We start from the raw sequence: 19,223 nt of genomic DNA, 5'->3' as shown, positions 1-19,223 counted from the left end.
TGCTCCGTAATTTAATAGATAGAGGGGTGCAATTTCCCAATCAGGATCGATTGTGGACGTTACCGTGCAGAATTTTCCTTGACAATAGATGACGTATCACTTATTATCGGAATATAGATGACACATCATTTAATTATAAGGAGAAAAAAACATGAGCCAAACTAAAATTCACGTACTACACACTGGAAGCGTCAATGTCGACCGCGCTTTGCCGTTTAAGGAGAAAACACTTCACCCCCTGCCATTCTCGGGTTGGCTGCGTCCCAATAGCTGGAGAATGTGGGTCCCCGTTTCTGCCTATTTGATTGAGCACCCGAAGGGACTCCTATTGGTCGATGCCGGCTGGCATGAAGATATGCGCGTGAACGTGCGCAAACATCTCGGCTTCTTGACAAGCACTATGATCTCTGGAGTATTGCCTCCAGGACAATCCATAAGAGAACAGCTGCAGCGTGTGGGGTATACGGATAAGGATCTTGATCTTGTCATTATGACTCATCTGCATTCCGACCATGTCAGCGGAATTAAACATGTTAGCGGTGCAAAACGCATTATTGTTTCGGATTTGGAGTGGAAAGCGGCGCTAAAAGATCGCAACTATATTAAATCCATGTGGGAAGGTGTAAACATGGAAAAGTTCGATATGAAATCTATTCCTCACGGTCCCTACAAGAAAGGTTTGGATTTATTCGGGGATGGTTCGATCTACCTCGTACTGACACCAGGACATAGTGCAGGCATGGTCTCTTTACTTGTCAAAACCGATGATGGCTGGGTCTTGCTTGGCAGCGATGTCGGATATGCCAGAAAATCGTGGGAACAACATATACTGCCAGGTGTGACAACAAGTATGGAAGAAGCGGATAAATCTCTAACGTGGCTGGGCGAGTTTTCCAAAAGGGACGATTGCAGAATGGTCATTGTCAATCACGATCCCGAGATTGCGCCTCAAATAATAACTTGAAAAACAAGGAGGAGTCAGCGTTGGAAATTTCATTTAGCAATGAAATTATCATGGATAGCAGTGTGGATCAAATTTATGACTATCTGAGTAAAATGGAGAACTTTTCAATTTGGAATTATGCAGTTATTCGTGTCGAGGCGGTAGAAGATCACAAGGATACCTACAGGTTAGTAAGGAATTTAGGTCAACATGTAGAAATAGAAACGATAACTATCATTAAGGCTCAAAAAAACAAATTTCTGCAATTTCAAGCGACCGGAGGCAGATTTTCTTATGAAATGAAATATGAACTCAAGCAACTGGGAAATAAAACGTTGCTGGCCAATTATGCGACAATGAAGCCGAACGGTATTAGCGGTGTGTTGCTTAAGCTTTTAAAGGGGCATATACAAACTGAAGTAAAGAATAATCTGCTTGTATTAAAAAACATTATGGAAGAGATAGGATTGCCTCGATAGTTTATCGGAAGAATTTAATGTTCGACGATTCAAGATTTTCATTTTTCATTATCATCATGATTAAACGTTCGTACTCTCGGCAAATTTTACGACCGGACGTGGAGCAGCTCCTCACGAGCTGCTTTGACTGCGTGGCCATGCTCCTTCTCGCTCCTAATCCAGCAGCTCCAGTTGCAGAACGACCTCGTCTAACGGTGCAGAGGCATCGATCACAGTAGTTGCTGTTGCCCGTAATCCGGGGTTCGACTTCAGTAAGATGATGCAGGATAAGGTCTCGCTCTTCCGGGCTTTTCCCGAAGTTGTTGTTAACCCGATCGGCTATCCGTTGCAAGTATTACATCGGCAGGCGCGCTAAACAAAAACCACATGGTCGCAAGGACCATCATGGCCCTCCCTTGTTGAGTTAACATGCTTCATTAGTCCGGCGGGTCCCCTATTTCTCAATGTTTCTATTCACTCTCAACTTATGTTCAATTCTTCAAATGAGTCTTTGCGATAAACCGTTCATGTAACGGAACCATCCGACTCGTTGACCCCATAATACGGACTTTCAAACTGGAAACGATCATCGAAAGCGGCCTGCGCTGTTCCTTGAAATAAAAGAAAAAGGCCAGGGCTCAGAATAAATATAACGATAAGACAAAAACTGCGCTTGATACTTTTCCAGCTTGTCATAGTTGCCTCCCTTGACTTTAGAATAAACCATATTTTTAAAATGATTGCTTTATTATACAAATTGTATCTATTGTAAGTTTATAGAAAACCTTGTTCTGACAAGAGTTTGATCAACTATTTAAAATGGGTTTTCAGAACCTTACAGATTCAATCAAATTTCATATGCACATAAATTACTTCGAGCGTATCCGAATTAACCCATAAATTTAATTTACTTACCTTTGCTGAAAAATATCTAAGCGCTACAGAATTTTTTAATTCATCATTCAAATACCAATTTCCAGGGGTTACTAGCAGATCACCTTCTTTGCTATAGCAGTTGCTAAGAAAATTCCACGTAGCTTCAAAACCAGTTGATTGATAGTTTTCAATTTTTGAGTTAATAATCTTATACACCGTCTTATTTTGAACTTCATGTGGTTTAGTAATATTGTCTGAGTCTGAAGAGAAAAACAAATCCATGATGATAGGATGAATTTCATTATTAAGTCTTGCTTCCTGGAGTTTTTTTTCTGATTCATATCCAACTTCTCTTAAGATAAGTTGTTTTACATCACCGTTGATAGCTACGGATTTTACATCCGCGAATTGAGTCCCTAAACACTGCAAAGCCATTTCATAAATCTTTTCATTAGGTATAGGTAAATAAATAACATTTGGCTGTTCTCCTGTTGTAGATAAAGACAAAAAGAAATGGGAAATATTATTAAAACGTGGTTTGATTTCACTTAAATCAAGCTTCCGTATTTTAGGAATCGAAAACATGTCATCATTATTTTCATTAAAATTTCCGCGTGATGGAACCTCAGTTATCCAATCCATATGTACTCCTCCTTTATACACTCTCAATAAGCCCACCTATGCACACAATAAATACGGTAATAAAAAATAGTAGGACAGATATCACCATTGTTACTATCCCTCTTAAAACAGAAAGCCAACCGTTAATACCGGATATTCCGAATGCCCCCATCGTAATACTTAGTCCTGACAATGCTAATAGAATAAACCAAGGATCTATCCCCGTTACATTTTCAATTGCTTGAGCAAAATTACGCTTAAATAATATCATGAAAAATAACCAGCATAATAAAGAAAACCAAAACGCCCACAGATTAATTTTTCTCAGTAGTTTCAACATATTAAAACCACTTCCACTTCTCTGCCGCGGCAGAACAATTGTAATAAAGTCCATCCCTTACAGGATGGACTCACACTCAATTTCACGCTTTTTAAATCGTTCGGTCTTTTGTCAAATACAGGGCCAGATCGTGTCCGACTCGAACAAAACTACCCGGCTCCACCTGTCGGCCTTCGTAAAATATTCCTCTTCCATCAGGGATGTATCCCCGCTTTGCATAAAGCCGCTGTGCATTACCGTAATCGTAATAGAGTCCAACTCCGATTCCGACAATACCATATTTATCAAATGCAATTTGTTCGATCGCATCCATTAATGCGTTGCCGATGCCTTGTCGGCGTCGAGAGGGAATAACATCCAGATTATTGATCTCCGGAATCCCTTTGTCTGCGAAATACGGATAATTTGATTGGGACAGAAGATGCAGCCATCCAGCGAAACTCTGATCATATAAAGCAATAAGTGTGATCCGCTCCCCAGATTTATTCTCTTCCCAGCACCTTTTTATATAGTCCATTGGTTTTCCGATATTATGGTGTTCAAGTGTCTGGAAAACCACGCTAATATCTTCATTTTCCAATTGTCTGATTTGGATGCGAGCATTCATACAACAATCCCCCAATGCCGCTTATTTTACACGAATAGCGATTTCGTACGATATGCTACTTCGCCGAATATATCCCCTCCTTATAAGCCATCGTATAAACTATCCCCTCATCCGTTAATACCGCAGAATTTATGGTGTCCTTAACCAGACGAACATTGCGGCCGGCTGCATCGATTTTGTATAATCCCAAGTCATAGCCATTGGACAGATAATAAACGCCGGCACTCCCCGCATAGTACGAACTGACCGATTTATCGCTTAGTTTGACTTCCCGCCCATTCGCAGTATCATATCGGTATAATTCTCCCAGGCCGGAGCTGTCTTTCGTATTCTCACTTGCAGTGAAGTAGAAACTCCCGTTAAAGAACTGCGCCTGCATCAGTTCTCGTTTGACCAGAATCTGATTGTTGTTTCCATTCAAGTCGACACTTCCCAAATAGCCTGTGCTTGAGTCGGTATAATAAATCCGGTTGTCCGCCATCCAGAATTCATTTGCCGGAGAGCTTAGCTTGATCTGGGTCTGGTTGGCCAAATTGATTTTGTACACCGAGCTTACGTCTTTAGGATCGTTTTCTTTATAGCCCAACGTATACAGGTAACCGTCTTTAATATACATGGCACGGCTGGTCCCAAAACTGATGCCCCGGTCGTCTATCGTCCGGTTGATTCCGTAGGCAAACCCCGGTTCTCCTATAGATGAAGCTTCTCCCGTCTTCGTATCGACCCGATTTAAATTATCGGCTCCGCCGTTCATTGGCGCGAAATCCGTTTGGTATATATAGTCACCTTCTTTTATAAAACGGATAAAGCTTTTTGCACCTGCAACGTTTTTCAGAGCGCCATGATCAACCTTATACAACGTCTCGCTTCCCATCGTCAAATCCCCGGAATGCAGGTTGACATACAATTCATTGTCGATTTTCTCAATACTCACCAGCCATCCGTCCCCTGGCCTCCACTGCTCGACTGCACAGATTTTCCTTGATTTATTTTCGGCAAAATTGAATGCATCCAGCTCGGCCTTGTTATTAACCATGGATATGTAATAGAGCTCGTCATCGATCACGTTCGCAGAGTCAAATATGGCATTTCCCTGTATTCGGACTTGAACCTCTTTCTGTCCGTCTGTTTTCTTGTACAACGCTTGTATTTCACTGTTGTTTGTATAACTGCGCTTGAAATAGTAAACAGAATTTCCGTACTTCGTAATAGGGTAAACGGTTTGCGTGTAATCGACCCGTTTGCGGGTGTCGGTCAACTCGGCTTTGATCCGATCCTTGATAGCCAGCGTCTGCGGGTTCTGCAAATCTACGTTTTCGTCGCCGATCAGGACCAGACCGTCCAGCCAATCGATTTTTTTGTCCAGTGCCTCGGCCGCGCTCCTTAAAGGCAGTACGATTCTCCCGTTTATTTTTTGCGGCGCGATGTCGATGGCATGGGGCTTGTTATTCACCAGCATCGTTTTGCTGTTTACCGTAAATTTGATGATCTTGTTTAAGTTGGAATTCTTCAAGAGCACGTCATTCGGATTTTGAGGCTGCCAAACCGCTTCCCACATGCTGCTATACTGGCTGGCTTGAGTTGCCAGATCACTCATCAATCGAATGGGTACCAGGATATGTCCGTCTCTCTGCACGATTTGATAATCTTGATAGAAGTCTGTTTTTTGTCCATTTGCAAAGACTTTATTCTGATAATCGAACGGAACGATCACAATCTGGTCGAAAACTTCGTTTAACGGTTTTTTGTCCCCCTCTTCAGCCGCCGCATAAGTTGTTAGAGAACCGCTGACAAACCATATGCCTATAAACATGACCATTATAAAATTTTTCATAAACATCCCTCCTTCTCCCAAATCTTGCTTAATCCATTTACTTACAAGTCATAAGACGCAACCATACCGTAAATGTTTCGGTCCAGACATTCAGAAGTGTCGTACCGGGACCATCCCCCTATTCCCAACTCCTTCTGTATACCCAGCACACGCCCAGCACACAATGATAAACTATGCTAAGAGGTTGTACATGCAATATAGTGTCTGCTTTAAAGCCGGCTAGGTTAAAATAAGGATGAGACCGGACTTGTTCGTGAAGGAGGAAGAACCAAATGACCACCCCGATAACCGCTTCAACCAAGGAATCTCAGCGGCTGTTTATAGCCGTACCGCTGCCGGATTCACTGAAACGATTGATCGGCGCATGGACGAGAGATATCCGTACATCATTTCCCTTTCGCAAGTGGACAGACGAGGCAGACCTGCATGTGACGCTGCAATTTCTGGGCGATACGGCTCCGGCCCTGATCCCTGAACTGAAGGTAGCCCTGGCGTCCGCAGCCGGCTCGGGCAGAATCCAGCCATTCACCTTATCGCTCCGGGATACGGGAACCTTCGGCAGACCCGGGCAGCCAAGTGTGCTTTGGGCAGGAATCGGCAGCGAACTGGAGCAGCTGCACAGCCTTCAGCGCATGATCGTCGAAGCAACGGCGCCGCTCGGCTTTGTAGCGGAAAAACGCCCCTACAGCCCCCATCTCACCATCGCCCGTAAATACACAGGCAAGGATGAGTTCAGCCCACCGGAGCTCCTTCGGGCCGACCATTCGAGCGGCCAGCTTGTCAACGGACCCGGTCACAACTCCGATGACGGCACGCAGCCGCAGGCTTATGGCAATGTTAACGATCCGCTAAGTTGGCGGGTCGACGAGATCGTACTGTATCGCACCCATATGCATCAGCGTCAGATGTATGAAGCGGCAGCCCGCTTTGCTTTACGCTGACCTTATAGAAGTGAATAGGAATGAGCAAAAAGAGCCGTGAGGAATTGATTCCTCATGGCTCTTTCCTTCTTCCATAGTGGATGCACCAGCACAATCATGATGTGAAGCATGGGACTTCTATCATTTAATAAAGTCGATATCGGGGTTAACTGGTTCGTTCTTGATAAAGTGGCACATTTCAAACTTTCTCATTTATCTCTCTTAAGAAACGGATGACGCACTGCAAAATAAACAGCACTACACGCTAAGCCGGCGATTGCTGCAACAAGATACATACTTTGATAACTTGTCTTGCTTGCAATCCATCCAAGTACAAATGATCCAATGCCAAAGCCCAGATCAAAGAACAAAAAAAAGGTTGAAATAGCAATGTTTCGACGTTCAAGGGCCACAGCCTGAATAGCTAATAACTGAAAACATGGAAATAGTGCTCCATAACCAAATCCAATAATCGCTGCTGAAAGTAATAACAGAAATCCAGTTTCTGATTTACTTAGCAATATCACCCCGATTACAAAGATGATCGTTCCCGGATACACGATAAAATGCTCTCGCCATTTATCTAAAGCCATACCGACAAGTGGTCTTGAAACAATAATGATGAGTGCAAAAATAACAAAAAACAGACCCGAGAAGCGGCTTAAATTCATTTCCATTGAATAAGAAAAGATAAATGAAGTTAGCGAGCTATAGGAAAATGACAGCAAAAATCCTACGAATGAAATGGGAAGAACTTTTCTCTCTATTAAATTACGCCAGGACTTTTTTTCATTCGTTATTAGTCTTACAGAAGTTTGTTGAGAATGCCGAACAAATACTAAGCATATCAGGGATAGACCAGATAAAATCAAGCTAACGATAAAAAGGGCCTGGCTATTATCATATCCATGTATCACATAGGCTCCAATTGCTGGACCAATGACCATGGCAATGCTCATGAACATACTAAAGTACCCAATGCCTTCTCCTTTTTGAGATTCTGGAATCAGATCAGCAGCTAAGGTACTTGTAGCAGTAGCAGCGACGGCAAAGCTGCCGCCGTGTATCAAACGTACTATTAGTAGAAATAAAATACCATACGCTCCCAAATAAATTGCAACAGCTAGAAAAAATAACAAAAAAGAAATAATTGCCGTTTTTTTCAAGCCAAGCATTTCGATCCACCGACCGGAAAATAAACGAAATGCGATAACACCCACCGACCAAAGTGTAATGACCAATCCCATTTGTTGTTGATTGCCGTGCAAGACTTCCTTTACAAAAGTCGGGAGCGTAGTGTTGAGCATATAGACGGTTATATAAATAAAAAAACTGCTAAAGCAAATGGCTATGAAATTTTTTGTCCAAAGTCTCCTGCCATGCACATATGTCATCTCTCTCTTCAGCTAGTTTGTACGATGGAACGGTGCCAGTTAACCTTTTATGGAGCCGTTAAAAATACCACCAATCATATTGCGTTGAAAAATCATAAAAAAGATAACGGATGGAATCAATATAATGGCAATGCCCGCAAATACAAGTGTATTGTTGCTGCCTTCATGCGCAGATAATAAGGTAATTCCAACCTGTACGGTCCTCATTTCTTCTTTGGTAGTGACAAGCAACGGCCACAAATAAGAGTTCCATACACCTACAAAGGAGGACAGCCCTAATGAAATAATGACAGGAACAGATACAGGTATACAAATGCTTGCATAAAATTTGAAATCACCGCAGCCATCCAAGAAAGCAGCTTCTCTTAACGTTCCGGATATGGTCTTAAAACTTTGTCTAAACATAAATACTTGTCCAGCACTAACAAAGAATACAATCATGATTCCTAAATAGCTATTCAACAGATGTAATTTACTAACCGTAATAAAATTCGAAATAAGCAAAGCTTCAGAAGGAATCATCATCGTTCCAAGAATGAAAACAAACATAAATTTACGACCTGGAAAATTAATAAACGCTAGTGCATATGCGGCTAAGGTCGATATCAGTAAGCGGACTAAGGTCACGATTAGCGCAATCATAAATGAATTCAACATGAATCTGGGAATCATCGTATTAAAAAGGACTTCTTTAAAATTTTCCAGATAGGAGAAGCTATCCGGCAATACGGTTGGAGGAAAAGACCCGAATTCCCCTTCGGTTTTAAATCCCGCGAGGATAGCATAAAACAATGGGAATGCCACAATTAATCCAAGAAGTAAGCTTAATACAGTGTTCAGAGAGGTTTTCCATGATCGTTGCATTCTCATTCGTAAACAACCCCTCTTTTTTCATATAAAAAGTTAATAAGCAAAAACACAAGTGTAAGCAAAAATGCACAAATACTCGCTGTACTGCCAATCGTATAATTCAGACTGCGGAATCCTGACGTATACACATAATAAATTAATGTAGAGGTATGACCAAGCGGATTTCCTTGGGTAAGGATCATAACGGGTCCTACGGTTGTCAACCCTACAATAATCTGCGTACAAACGACATAAAACAACGTTGGAGTAATCATTGGAATCGTTATTTTTAACGTTTTTGTCCAATAGCCGGCACCATCGATAACGGCCGATTCACTTAAGTCTTGCGGAACATTACGAACAGCAGCAAGCAGCAGCATGAAGTCAAAGCCCATCATCGTCCAGACTGAAATCAACACGAGTGACGGAAGTGCCCATGTAGAATCACCTAACCAATTGATATCGCTCGCGACTCCCAATAAATTCAAAATATAATTTAACAACCCATTGCGAGTCAAAAGGTGTTCAAATATTAAACAGGTTGCCGCCATGGATACAGCCATTGGAATGGAATACAAGAGCTGATAGACGTTAGAAAAAGGTTTTTTCTGTGAAGCAATCAACGCTAGTAACAAGGGACAAATAATAGCAAGCGGAACATACATGGCCGTAAATTTCAAAGTAACGAGAATTGAATTCACAAAATCCTTACGGCTTAAAATATTAATGTAATTTTGCAATCCAACAAAATCGACAATCTCACCTCGTGAATTAACCGTAGATAGACTATAAATAAAGGTCCGAATAAACGGAAAGTAGTCAAATGCTAATATAAACGGGATTATTGGAGCCAAAAATAAATAAGCTTTAAGGGTCTGAATTCTTTTTCTTCGTCTTGCCAGCTGCGCCAGTGATGGAAAGGTGTTCGTTTTCTTAGTAGCACTCGTAAAAGACGTCATATAAAAACTTCCTCCAGCTAGTTATTGACTTCATAATCACCCGAAAAATTGGAAGGTTCCAATTCTTTAGAGTAATGATCCTCCCGAAATTTAAGCTCGCAAACTCCTGACAAGATACACATCGTAAATAAAATCCAATGCACGTGATAAACCCCGCTCCGATGGGATTCAATATACAGGATGCTTTTATTCGGTGTCAACGAATCAATAAATACTTAATATTTAAGAGATGCTTCTCATAAAAATTCGATTCGATCTACACAATATCTTAATTTGAATATTCCATCGTCATCCCTTACGATAAAAACAGTTTTTGGAACGTTCTAATAAAAGGAGCTTGAGGATGAGTGTAACCATTTTAGATATCGCAAAAGTTGCCGGGGTCTCAAAAAGTACAGTTTCACTAGTTATTAACGAAAGTGATAAGGTGAAATTAGAAACGAGACATAAAGTATGGCAAACGATTAATGACCTGGGCTATGTGCCTAATATGGCTGCAAGGGCATTGACAACAAGTCGAACGAAAACATTGGGGCTGATCTTCTTGACTTCAGATGAGACCTCTCTTCCTTATGCTATGGACTCCGTACCCGAAACCTTGCTTTATGATGTTACCTACGGAATCAACGCTTGTTTAAGAAATACAGATTACAGCTTGCTTACTGAACGCTTTTCAGTATCGGGCCACGCAAAACTGCCTGATTTAATTAAAAACAAACGTGTAGACGGTGTATTTTTAATTGGTGGATTATATGACGATGCCTTTATTAATCTGGTCCTTAAGCAAGGGATTCATGTCGTCATTATAGGACGTCATCAAGAAGGGGTTGATTCTGTTTCTGTTAACGCCAACAAAGTTGGTTATTTAGGAGCAAAATATTTGTTGGAGCAAGGACATAAGCAAATAGCATTTATAAGCGGGCCAGCACATAGTTCGATTTCTCAAGACAAACAAAATGGCTTTGCGGCAGCTGTTGCCGAACTAGGCATTAGCATGGAGCAAATTTATTTCATGCATTCGCCGTATACAGGTTTGGGTGGATATCAAACGTTGAAACAATTGTGGAATGATGGAGTTAAGCCAACTGCCATTTTTGGCGGCAGTGACGGAATCACTGCAGGAATCATTCTTTTTTTATACGAGCAGGGAATTTCTGTACCTAAAGATATTTCAATTATTAGTTATGAAGAATCGCTGCTTTCAACACATGCTCCCTTTTCTTTAACCGTAATTGATGGACATAAAATACAACTGGGTGAAATGGCATGCATGACGATGATTAACCGTATCAAAAAGCAAAATGCACAAGAAGTAACATTAATTATCGAGCCCTCATTTATTTTGCGAAACTCAGTCAGATCCTTAATTTAAAAATAAATAGAATTCTTTTAAGGAGGTGGTGATGTTACCCATCCGGAACGCGATGTACGACTCGTAATTATAAATCCAATGCTATGACGATAAAACTTCGATAACTATTTTTATCCCGCTGCGGTATTCTTTCTTTTTCACATGTTCAAGTGAAGAACAATTAAACAATTCTAAAGATAGTGGAGGAGAAAACCATGCGTTTAGCAACAATGACAAGTCTATTTCGAGAAAAAAGAGGCGCCGATGATCACATCAGCTATATTGAATCTATCCAAAGATGCAAAGATACAGGCTTCTCTGTGCTGGATTTCAATATGTGCGCAATGATCCATAATAAAACCGAATTAAATGGCTCCAATTGGGAAGCCGAGCTTGAAAAAATCAAAATTGCCGCACAAAATTTGGGTGTTGAATTCTCTCAATCACATTTACCTTATTTGCCCGGAAATAAATTGTTCCCGGCAGGTTCCGAGGAAGAAGCATTCTTTAATGAGATCACTTGGCGCTCTCTGATCGTAAGCCATGAGTTAGGTGTAAAAGCTGCTGTTGTTCATCCTTTAACAGAGCAGGTGTTTGAAGAGCATAATGAAGAAGCAAACTTAAATTTGAACCATCAATTCTACGATTCTATAGTAGAAGAAGCTGTAAAACGGAATGTAAATATCGCATTTGAAAATATGGTGGATACAAATATCAAACGGCGCTTTGGTTCAATCGCAGAGGAGCTCATTACATTAGTTGACTCTTTTAACGATTCACACGTAGGTGTTTGTTGGGATATTGGACATGCAAACCGCATGTATAAAAGCCAAGTTCGCCCGCTTCGTCTTCTAGGTGAAAGAATCATTGCCCTTCATGTCGATGATAATTATGGTTTGACCGATGACCATTTATTGCCTTTCTTAGGGAATATTGATTGGGAAACGATTATGTCGCTGCTTACAGAGATTGGGTATAAAGGCGATTTCGTTTATGAGATCAAAACGAACAATTACATGCCGGATGAACTTAAAAATGTGACTGCTGAATTTTGTTACAAAGTTGGGGAATATTTACTTTCTTTGGGTAATGCCCCTAAATCCGGAGAGGTCAAGTAATCTTATGAGATTAGTGACATCTACAAACTTGTTTGGAAAAGGCCGCAACGGACGTATGCATACACCGTATATCGAATCTGTTAGGCGCTGCAGACAGGCTGGATTTAAAGTTTTGGATTTTAGTTTTGTCGAATTTTTCTTTACCCGAACAGAGCTGTGGGAAGAGGATTGGCAAAATGAAATTTATATGATCCGGAATGAAGCGGAACGACTCGGTGTGACGTTCTCACAATCCCACTTGCCTTACAACCCAGGATATATGCCGACTTGGAAAAATGAAGAACAACGACTTTTATACGTAAAACACATGGAACGAAGTGTTCTTGCAAGCAGTATGCTGGGTGTTTCATGGGGTGTTGTTCATCCATTTACTCAATGTGAGGAAACGGAATTTGACGAGGAAGCAAGTATACAATTTAACCATCAGTTTTACGCTGATTCGATTGAACTGGCTCTTAAAAATGGTGTTGGTATTGCATTTGAAAATATGATTGAATATCCGGAACACCGTAAATTTTCTGCCCGTGCCGAAGAATTAGCAGCATTAGCAGATTCTTTTAACGATAAGCGAATTGGTGTATGTTGGGATTTTGGTCATGGGCATCGTATGTATCGAGACTTATCTCGTCCGGTAAAGGTTTTAGGCAGTCGCTTAGTTGCTCTTCATGTTAATGATAACACGGCAATATCTGATCAACACTTTACACCCTTTATGGGGACTGTTAACTGGGAAGATGCTATAGATGCACTATGGAGCATTGGCTATTCAGGCGATTTTACTTATGAAATTTATGGTTTAACAAAGCAAATGCCTGAAGCTTTGAAAGATATATCGGCAAGCTATGCTTATCAAATCGGCAAATATTGTGTCGACAGATTTCATGCCCATGCAGCAAAATTATAATGTTAAAAATCTTAAATACAAGGAGCTTAATCAGACATGAATAAATGGTTATCTAAAGTTTTTGGCATTGCATTAGTTCTCTCTTTAATTGCGGGATGCACGTCAGGAGCTTCTACAAACTCATCTAGTAACACTAATGCGACGACCCCAACTAATGCCGCAGCTACGGAAGAAGCAACCTCATCGGTCGTTCCAACAGATGGAAATTTATTGCCAAGTAAGCCTACAGAAGTTATCTTTTGGCATTCGATGACGGGTGAGGCTGCAGAAATGATTGAGAAAACTGCAAAAGAGTACAATGAGTCGGTCGGTAAAGAAAAAGGAATCACGATTACGCCTACCTTCCAAGGTACTTATGATGAAGCATCTACCAAATTAGCGGCAATCCTGCAATCCGATTCTCAAAAGGAACTGCCGGATATTATGCAGCTAAGCTCTAAAGGGATTTTTGATGTAAAAAATTCCGAATATATTGTACCTGTTCAAGATTTTATCGAGCAAGATTCTGAAGGGATTAACTTAAATGATTTGAATCAAAATGCAATGCAATATGCCATGTATAATGATAAGATGCTTGGCTTGCCATTCTCTAACTCATCGATCATGATCTATTACAATAAAGATCACTTCAAAGAAGCGGGCTTAGATCCGGAATCACCGCCGACAACACTAGAAGAGTTGGCTGCAGCGGTAGATAAACTGGCTGTCGTTGAGAAAAATAAAACTACTCGTTACGGCATTGGTATTAAATTGCGTTTCTTCCTGCTCGGAACATGGATTCCTATGCAAGGCGAGAACAAATATATTTTCAATAACGAAGATGGACATTTAGATACACCAACTAAACTTTCGATGACTAGTGATGGTACACTCGAAACCTTGTTAACAGAATGGGAAAAGGTTCTTGCTACTGGCGGTGTAGAATACACGGATACTTCTCCGATGGCAGGATTTCAATCCGGGTTGTATTCCATTATGCCAGCATCCACTGCATCTATGGGGAGTGTAACAAAAAACATCATTGATGCCGGATTATTTGATGTAGGGGTAGCGGAATTGCCTCGTCTAAATGAAAACAGCACTACAGGTACAGGAGTTGGCGGATCCGCCGTTTATCTCTTTGACCGCGGCAACAAGGATTCCATTCTTGGTGCCTGGGATTATTTGAAATATTTAGCTACACCTGAAGTATCGGCAGAATGGTTTAAGAGCACTGGTTACTATCCAATGAATAACCAAGCAATGGAACTGGAAGGAACGAAACAATTTTTAGAAAAGAACCCGCAATTTAATATTATCCAAACCATTATGGAGCATTCTAAAAATTACACGAAATATTTAGAACCATGGGTACCTTCTTTCACTGATATGGACCAGCTTATCCAAGATGAAATTATTAAATTCAGCAACGGCAGTCAGGATATGGCAACGACAATTTCCAATATTGATTCCTCAACGAATCAATTGCTGCAGGACTGGCATACTGCTAATCCGTAAGGATGCAATATTTCAGCTAAGGTAATTAAGCTGTATTCTTTATTTCATTGAACCCCGAAGAGCTCACTTAAATGTGATCTATTCGGGGTTTTGATTTTGATCCTCCTCTGCTTGTTCTTGTATGTCAATCTCACACCACAAAAGGAGCTTGCGTTTATAATGGAGACATTTAATTTTAAACTGGATGAACATGTCACACTTTTCTGGAAGCTTGACGGTGATGCTATGCGCTTGACGGCGAAGAAGTCGGATCAAAATCTTTTATTATATCCTGACCGTGAGTTCGGTGCCGGAAGCTTCGTAACAAGCAAAGACCCACCGCATATGGCTTCCTTACGGTGGGTTTTTGCTTTGTTTTTCATCTAAACGTGCCAATGATTGATATTATTTTGTTAACTCTTCTGCAGGGCCTTCCACAAACCATTCGCGTGTTCCATCTTCATTCTCACGAGACAAAATGTTAATGTAGACAACATTGCCATTTTTTCTTTCCCGAAATAATACTACCTTATTTTTTTCAGTGTTTAAACGTACTGCCGGCCAAACATCCCCGACTTGTAATGCATCACGTCTTTCTTGGCTCATAAACGCTTTATTGAATGAAAATGCTTCATGCTGGGGCAGATTGTTTGTATTTGTAAATTCAATATCAATATCCCCCACTATCTATTAATTGCCACTCACTTGCAAGGCTGTTTGATCGTCCCATCTGTTGATCAAGTTTGATTTCCGCCCGACTCCAGCTATCTTGAATCTTTTTAACTACTTCGGGATGTTTGATATCGGTTTGTTCAAGCATAGAGGTTGAGTCGGTGCTAATGTGAGCCGGGCTCGGTTTTAGTCTTCGATTGCCTGATAGACCGTGGTCCAGAAGTCGTGGATAACCCGCGCTGAATCTGGAGTGGTCATCCCGACCTGGGTGATCAGGATTCCGATGAGCTGATTTTCTGGGTCGGCGTAGGTCGAGGTGCCGCTTCCGCCGTCCCAGCCGAACTGGCCGATGGGCGCGTAGTCGCCGCGGTAGGTGCGCACTGCCATCCCCATGCCCCAGCCACCGTGCTGCCCTTGGCCGAATGATATATGGACGTTGTTGGTGGCCATTTCGTTTCGGACGGCTTGTTGCTCGGGCGTTAGGCGGTTGGTGGTCATTAGCTCGACGGCGGCCCGGGACAAGATCCGTTTGCTCCCGTGCATCCCTTTGTTCAGCAGCATCCGGAAGTAGGCGTGATAGTCGTCGACTGTGGAGGAAAGTCCGCCACCGCCGCTCTCGAACGCCGGAGGCTGGCTATGGAGTCCCCCTTTGGCCTCGTCCCACACGATGAACTCTCTGGTTTGCGGATCGGGGGCGTAGAGGGGCGGCAGCCGGTCGATCTTGTTTTCGGGCACATAGAAACCAGTGTCTTTCATGCCCAGCGGATCGAGGATACGTTCGCGTAGGAACGTTCCATACGACTGGCCCGTGACTCTAGAAACGAGCACGCCGAGTAGATCGTTGCTGATGTTGTATTGCCAGCGTTCTCCGGGCTGGTACTGCAGCGGAAGCGAGCCAATGCGGCGAATCCACTCATCCGGATCGGGCATCGGCGGTACATTGAGCGCGAGATTCTTCTCGAGGATCGCGTTCATGATCGGAGTGCCCAGCGCCGTAAAATCCAAACCGAGCCCGAACGTGGAGGTTAGCAGATCCCGTACGGTAATCGGCCGCCGTGCTGGCACAGTATCATCTAGCGGACTGTCAGGTTGTTTCAGCACCTGCCGATTGGCAAGTTCAGGCAGCCATTGCTCTACCAGGTCGTCCAGCCGTATCCTGCACTCGTCGAGCAAAATCATCGCCGCCGCAACCGCGACTGGCTTGGACGTCGAGGCCATACGGAAGATTGTGTCCCGGCGCATCGGCGCGCCACCATCATGGCGCATCGTCCCGATCGCTTCGACATGCGTCTCACCGCCCCGGCTGACCAGGGCGACCAGCCCGGGAATCTTCCCGGACTCGACATGCCGTGCCAGCACCTCTCGCATTCTGCGCAGCCCTGTTTCGGAGAAGCCAACAACATTCTTCATATTTTCCGACGAACTAAAATCTTCTGTTGTAATCTTTTGCATTTGGTTTCCCTCTCTTCCTTTTTTATCAGCCCTATTGTTTTCAACTACTAATTCGTTATTCATGCTGGAAAACCCTTTGTCAAAAAAGGTGTGTTCGATGCAGCAAAGAGAATAACTATTGGCAATCACATGATGACTCACCTCCTGTTCAGGGTGATCAAAATCGAGATATGTCCCCGCACTTAGCTTAGAGCCATATGCTCGTCAGACGTTTATTCTCGATTTCATCAAATTCAATGTTACCATTATCACACCCGCTTTTTATACACCCTCATTGCAAAGAAATAGGCTACGAGCAAAATCCCGACGCACCACGCAAGAGCGACCCATATATCATTGCCCACCGGCTGACCTGACAGCAGCGCACGAATGGCTTCCACGATCGAGGTCACCGGCTGGTTTTCGGCAAAGGCGCGGACGACCTTCGGCATCGACTCGGTCGGCACAAACGCCGAGCTGATAAACGGCAGGAAGATAATCGGGTAGGAAAAGGCGGTTGCGCCTTCCACCGATTTTGCGGTCAGCCCGGCAATCGCCGCGACCCAGGTTAAGGCCAGGGTAAACAATACGAGTATGCCAGCTACTGCAAGCCATGACAGTATCCCGGCGGACGAATGAAAGCCCATAATGAGCGCTACGAGAATGATGACGACAACCGAGATGGCATTGGATACCAGCGAGGTCAGCACATGCCCCCAAAGCAAGGCGGAACGTGAAATCGGCATGGTATGAAACCGCTCAATGATGCCCCGCTGCTTATCCAAAAACAGACGGTAAGCCGTATAGGATATGCCGCTTGCAATCGCAATCAGCAGGATACCGGGCAACAGGTAGTTCACATAGTTATCCGTACCGGTTTGAATGGCGCCGCCAAGCACATAGACGAACAGCAGCATCATCGCAATCGGCGTGATGCAGACCGTGATGATGGTGTCCATGCTGCGGAAAATATGGCGCATGGAACGCCCGAGCATCACACTAATATCGGTGAAGAAATGATTTTTTGACGCCTCCATTTACATGGCCTCCTTCTTGCCGACGATGGAGAGGAATATCTCTTCCAATGTCGGCTGTTTTTCAACATACTCCACCTTTGCGGAGGGGAACAGCTTTTTAAGCTCCGCGAGCGTGCCGTTTGCGATAATCTTACCCTCGTGCAGAATGGCAATTCGGTCGGCAAGCTGCTCAGCTTCCTCTAAATATTGCGTGGTCAGGAAAACCGTCGTGCCCCCGCCGGCAAGCTCCTTGACAATCTTCCAAACCTCGATGCGCGCCTCGGGGTCAAGCCCCGTCGTCGGCTCGTCGAGGAAAAGGATCGACGGTTTTCCCACAAGGCTCAAGGCGATGTCGAGCCTGCGGCGCATCCCGCCCGAATACGTAGACGCCCTGCGGTCGGCAGCGTCTGTCAAGCCGAGGCGTTGAAGCAAGTCGTCCGCAACCTGACGCGGATTTTTGAGGTATCGCAGTTTGGCAATCATGATCAGATTTTCCCGTCCGGTCAACATTTCGTCCACGGCGGCAAATTGCCCGGTCAGACTGATTGCCTGCCGCACATTGTCGGGTTTGGACGCAACATCGAATCCATTTACGGTGGCGGTTCCGCTGTCTGGCTTGAGCAGCGTGGTGAGGATTTTGACAACCGTGGTCTTGCCCGCCCCGTTGGAGCCGAGGAGGGCGAAAATACTACCCTTTTCCACCTCGAAATCTACGCCCTTTAGGACTTGAAGCTGCTTGTAGGATTTTTGCAGTCCTTTTACTTGAATGGATTTGGTTGGCATATTCTTCCCCTCCCTTAGATAACCGTAACTTTTGACAAATTGGCACCTATGCCTTTAAGGGAGGCATAGGTCAGCTTATCCATCATCGCACCGTCGAAGCAGATGGTTTTGATGGCGCGGTAGTACTTCTTGGACAATGTAAAACCAGGATTGAATGAAGTATTTTTGAGTGTCGCGCCTTTAAACGAAACTTCGTTTAGTGCCGCCTTATCAAATTTGACGCCGATAAAGGTCTGCCGGTCAAATCGCAACCCTCGCAGATCGGAGGAATTGAAGTCAACGCCGTCAAACATACAGTTTTCAAAGATCACTTTTCTAAGATCGGTCATGGTCAACTTGACATCGGTCAGTTTTATACCGATAAATTTTGTTCCGGCCAGTTCCGACATGTTGAAGCTCGTGCGTACAAGGATCGATTGATCGAAGCTTGCATTCGTCAGGTCAAGGGCAGATAGGCTGCAGTCCGTCAGGTTCGCTCCGTCAAAATTGGCTTCACGCACGTCGCTGCCCTTAAACGAACTGCCGGTCAAGTCTGCGCCCGCAAAGTCGGATCCGTGCAGCGCGCTGCCTTTAAACTGTCCTTTATGGGCCGTAACGCCTGCAAAGTCGCTTTTCGCCAGGTTGCTTCCGTTAAAGTTGGTCACCACCTGCCGCTCGAGCGAGCGGGAGAG

At 43.5% G+C, this 19,223-nt stretch carries 20 protein-coding genes; 8 read left to right on the top strand and 12 right to left on the bottom strand.

What is annotated here, in order from left to right; translation table 11 throughout:
- Window positions 1-151: 151 nt before the first annotated feature.
- Window positions 152-964 carry an N-acyl homoserine lactonase family protein gene (locus tag AC0YNV_RS16060; protein ID WP_475768964.1) on the top strand — a complete coding sequence of 271 codons (813 nt, stop codon included), beginning with the start codon at window positions 152-154 and terminating at the stop codon, window positions 962-964.
- A 20-nt stretch (window positions 965-984) separates the two neighbouring features.
- Window positions 985-1,422: an SRPBCC family protein gene (locus AC0YNV_RS16055; protein WP_475768963.1), complete on the top strand. Its 438-nt coding sequence runs from the start codon at window positions 985-987 to the stop codon at window positions 1,420-1,422.
- A gap of 822 nt (window positions 1,423-2,244) precedes the next feature.
- Here the strand turns inward: AC0YNV_RS16055 and AC0YNV_RS16050 are convergent.
- The 4 genes from AC0YNV_RS16050 to AC0YNV_RS16035 all read right to left on the bottom strand — a co-directional run bounded on the left by AC0YNV_RS16050 (window position 2,245) and on the right by AC0YNV_RS16035 (window position 5,679).
- Entirely contained in the window at window positions 2,245-2,919 is a 675-nt protein-coding gene (locus AC0YNV_RS16050) for a hypothetical protein (protein ID WP_475768962.1), read from the bottom strand.
- Between the two features lie 13 nt (window positions 2,920-2,932).
- Window positions 2,933-3,238 carry a hypothetical protein gene (locus AC0YNV_RS16045; RefSeq protein WP_475768961.1) on the bottom strand — a complete coding sequence of 102 codons (306 nt, stop codon included), beginning with the start codon at window positions 3,236-3,238 and terminating at the stop codon, window positions 2,933-2,935.
- A 91-nt stretch (window positions 3,239-3,329) separates the two neighbouring features.
- Window positions 3,330-3,845, bottom strand: a complete 516-nt coding sequence (locus AC0YNV_RS16040) for a GNAT family N-acetyltransferase (protein WP_475768960.1) — start codon at window positions 3,843-3,845, stop codon at window positions 3,330-3,332.
- Between the two features lie 55 nt (window positions 3,846-3,900).
- On the bottom strand, window positions 3,901-5,679 hold the full coding sequence (locus AC0YNV_RS16035; RefSeq protein WP_475768959.1) for a DUF5050 domain-containing protein: 1,779 nt from the start codon (window positions 5,677-5,679) through the stop codon (window positions 3,901-3,903).
- A gap of 272 nt (window positions 5,680-5,951) precedes the next feature.
- Between AC0YNV_RS16035 and thpR the strand changes: the two genes are divergently transcribed.
- Entirely contained in the window at window positions 5,952-6,620 is a 669-nt protein-coding gene (gene thpR, locus AC0YNV_RS16030; RefSeq protein WP_475768958.1) for an RNA 2',3'-cyclic phosphodiesterase, read from the top strand.
- Window positions 6,621-6,808: 188 nt separating this feature from the next.
- Here thpR and AC0YNV_RS16025 read toward each other — a convergent pair whose 3' ends face one another.
- The 3 genes from AC0YNV_RS16025 to AC0YNV_RS16015 are packed head-to-tail and all read right to left on the bottom strand — an operon-like array spanning window position 6,809 to window position 9,801.
- Window positions 6,809-7,993: an MFS transporter gene (locus AC0YNV_RS16025; RefSeq protein WP_475768957.1), complete on the bottom strand. Its 1,185-nt coding sequence runs from the start codon at window positions 7,991-7,993 to the stop codon at window positions 6,809-6,811.
- Between the two features lie 39 nt (window positions 7,994-8,032).
- A complete protein-coding gene (locus AC0YNV_RS16020; RefSeq protein WP_475768956.1) occupies window positions 8,033-8,863 on the bottom strand; it encodes a carbohydrate ABC transporter permease in 831 nt (276 codons plus the stop codon).
- Window positions 8,860-9,801 (bottom strand): carbohydrate ABC transporter permease, encoded by a 942-nt coding sequence (locus tag AC0YNV_RS16015; RefSeq protein ID WP_210044284.1) that lies wholly within the window; start codon window positions 9,799-9,801, stop codon window positions 8,860-8,862. Before AC0YNV_RS16015 ends, AC0YNV_RS16020 begins: the two co-directional genes overlap by 4 nt.
- Before the next feature lie 343 nt (window positions 9,802-10,144).
- Between AC0YNV_RS16015 and AC0YNV_RS16010 the strand changes: the two genes are divergently transcribed.
- From AC0YNV_RS16010 to AC0YNV_RS15990, 5 genes are all read left to right on the top strand, one after another.
- Complete coding sequence (locus AC0YNV_RS16010; RefSeq protein WP_475768955.1) at window positions 10,145-11,173, top strand: LacI family DNA-binding transcriptional regulator; 1,029 nt, start codon at window positions 10,145-10,147, stop codon at window positions 11,171-11,173.
- Window positions 11,174-11,367: 194 nt separating this feature from the next.
- The gene (locus tag AC0YNV_RS16005) at window positions 11,368-12,270 is read left to right on the top strand and encodes a sugar phosphate isomerase/epimerase family protein (RefSeq protein WP_210044274.1); all 903 of its coding nucleotides are present in this window, start codon (window positions 11,368-11,370) and stop codon (window positions 12,268-12,270) included.
- A 4-nt stretch (window positions 12,271-12,274) separates the two neighbouring features.
- Complete coding sequence (locus tag AC0YNV_RS16000; protein ID WP_475768954.1) at window positions 12,275-13,174, top strand: sugar phosphate isomerase/epimerase family protein; 900 nt, start codon at window positions 12,275-12,277, stop codon at window positions 13,172-13,174.
- Between the two features lie 36 nt (window positions 13,175-13,210).
- Entirely contained in the window at window positions 13,211-14,671 is a 1,461-nt protein-coding gene (locus AC0YNV_RS15995) for an ABC transporter substrate-binding protein (protein ID WP_475768953.1), read from the top strand.
- Window positions 14,672-14,830: 159 nt separating this feature from the next.
- Complete coding sequence (locus AC0YNV_RS15990; protein ID WP_475768952.1) at window positions 14,831-15,037, top strand: hypothetical protein; 207 nt, start codon at window positions 14,831-14,833, stop codon at window positions 15,035-15,037.
- Between the two features lie 18 nt (window positions 15,038-15,055).
- Here AC0YNV_RS15990 and AC0YNV_RS15985 read toward each other — a convergent pair whose 3' ends face one another.
- The 5 genes from AC0YNV_RS15985 to AC0YNV_RS15965 all read right to left on the bottom strand — a co-directional run.
- Window positions 15,056-15,334, bottom strand: coding sequence for a hypothetical protein (locus AC0YNV_RS15985; protein ID WP_475768951.1), 279 nt, complete (start codon window positions 15,332-15,334; stop codon window positions 15,056-15,058).
- A 174-nt stretch (window positions 15,335-15,508) separates the two neighbouring features.
- Window positions 15,509-16,732 (bottom strand): serine hydrolase domain-containing protein, encoded by a 1,224-nt coding sequence (locus AC0YNV_RS15980; RefSeq protein WP_475769357.1) that lies wholly within the window; start codon window positions 16,730-16,732, stop codon window positions 15,509-15,511.
- Window positions 16,733-17,022: 290 nt separating this feature from the next.
- Window positions 17,023-17,790, bottom strand: a complete 768-nt coding sequence (locus tag AC0YNV_RS15975) for an ABC transporter permease (RefSeq protein ID WP_475768950.1) — start codon at window positions 17,788-17,790, stop codon at window positions 17,023-17,025.
- Window positions 17,791-18,552 (bottom strand): ABC transporter ATP-binding protein, encoded by a 762-nt coding sequence (locus AC0YNV_RS15970; RefSeq protein ID WP_475768949.1) that lies wholly within the window; start codon window positions 18,550-18,552, stop codon window positions 17,791-17,793.
- Window positions 18,553-18,566: 14 nt separating this feature from the next.
- Window positions 18,567-19,223, bottom strand: a 657-nt coding sequence (locus AC0YNV_RS15965; RefSeq protein ID WP_475768948.1) for a pentapeptide repeat-containing protein, incomplete at its 5' end; no start/stop codon positions are given.

This window comes from Paenibacillus sp. JT31N11, from assembly GCF_056269285.1.
Note: the sequence above shows the minus strand (reverse complement) of the source record. Positions and strands in the feature narration are given on the sequence as shown.

Excerpts from the sequence above, each read along its gene's own strand:
- AC0YNV_RS16060 (WP_475768964.1), top strand. The coding sequence starts at position 152 with ATGAGCCAAACTAAAATTCACGTACTACACACTGGAAGCGTCAATGTC.
- AC0YNV_RS16050 (WP_475768962.1), bottom strand. The coding sequence starts at position 2,919 with ATGGATTGGATAACTGAGGTTCCATCACGCGGAAATTTTAATGAAAAT.
- AC0YNV_RS16045 (WP_475768961.1), bottom strand. The coding sequence starts at position 3,238 with ATGTTGAAACTACTGAGAAAAATTAATCTGTGGGCGTTTTGGTTTTCT.
- AC0YNV_RS16040 (WP_475768960.1), bottom strand. The coding sequence starts at position 3,845 with ATGAATGCTCGCATCCAAATCAGACAATTGGAAAATGAAGATATTAGC.
- AC0YNV_RS16035 (WP_475768959.1), bottom strand. The coding sequence starts at position 5,679 with ATGAAAAATTTTATAATGGTCATGTTTATAGGCATATGGTTTGTCAGC.
- thpR (WP_475768958.1), top strand. The coding sequence starts at position 5,952 with ATGACCACCCCGATAACCGCTTCAACCAAGGAATCTCAGCGGCTGTTT.
- AC0YNV_RS16025 (WP_475768957.1), bottom strand. The coding sequence starts at position 7,993 with ATGACATATGTGCATGGCAGGAGACTTTGGACAAAAAATTTCATAGCC.
- AC0YNV_RS16020 (WP_475768956.1), bottom strand. The coding sequence starts at position 8,863 with ATGAGAATGCAACGATCATGGAAAACCTCTCTGAACACTGTATTAAGC.
- AC0YNV_RS16015 (WP_210044284.1), bottom strand. The coding sequence starts at position 9,801 with ATGACGTCTTTTACGAGTGCTACTAAGAAAACGAACACCTTTCCATCA.
- AC0YNV_RS16010 (WP_475768955.1), top strand. The coding sequence starts at position 10,145 with ATGAGTGTAACCATTTTAGATATCGCAAAAGTTGCCGGGGTCTCAAAA.
- AC0YNV_RS16005 (WP_210044274.1), top strand. The coding sequence starts at position 11,368 with ATGCGTTTAGCAACAATGACAAGTCTATTTCGAGAAAAAAGAGGCGCC.
- AC0YNV_RS16000 (WP_475768954.1), top strand. The coding sequence starts at position 12,275 with ATGAGATTAGTGACATCTACAAACTTGTTTGGAAAAGGCCGCAACGGA.
- AC0YNV_RS15995 (WP_475768953.1), top strand. The coding sequence starts at position 13,211 with ATGAATAAATGGTTATCTAAAGTTTTTGGCATTGCATTAGTTCTCTCT.
- AC0YNV_RS15990 (WP_475768952.1), top strand. The coding sequence starts at position 14,831 with ATGGAGACATTTAATTTTAAACTGGATGAACATGTCACACTTTTCTGG.
- AC0YNV_RS15980 (WP_475769357.1), bottom strand. The coding sequence starts at position 16,732 with ATGAAGAATGTTGTTGGCTTCTCCGAAACAGGGCTGCGCAGAATGCGA.
- AC0YNV_RS15975 (WP_475768950.1), bottom strand. The coding sequence starts at position 17,790 with ATGGAGGCGTCAAAAAATCATTTCTTCACCGATATTAGTGTGATGCTC.
- AC0YNV_RS15970 (WP_475768949.1), bottom strand. The coding sequence starts at position 18,552 with ATGCCAACCAAATCCATTCAAGTAAAAGGACTGCAAAAATCCTACAAG.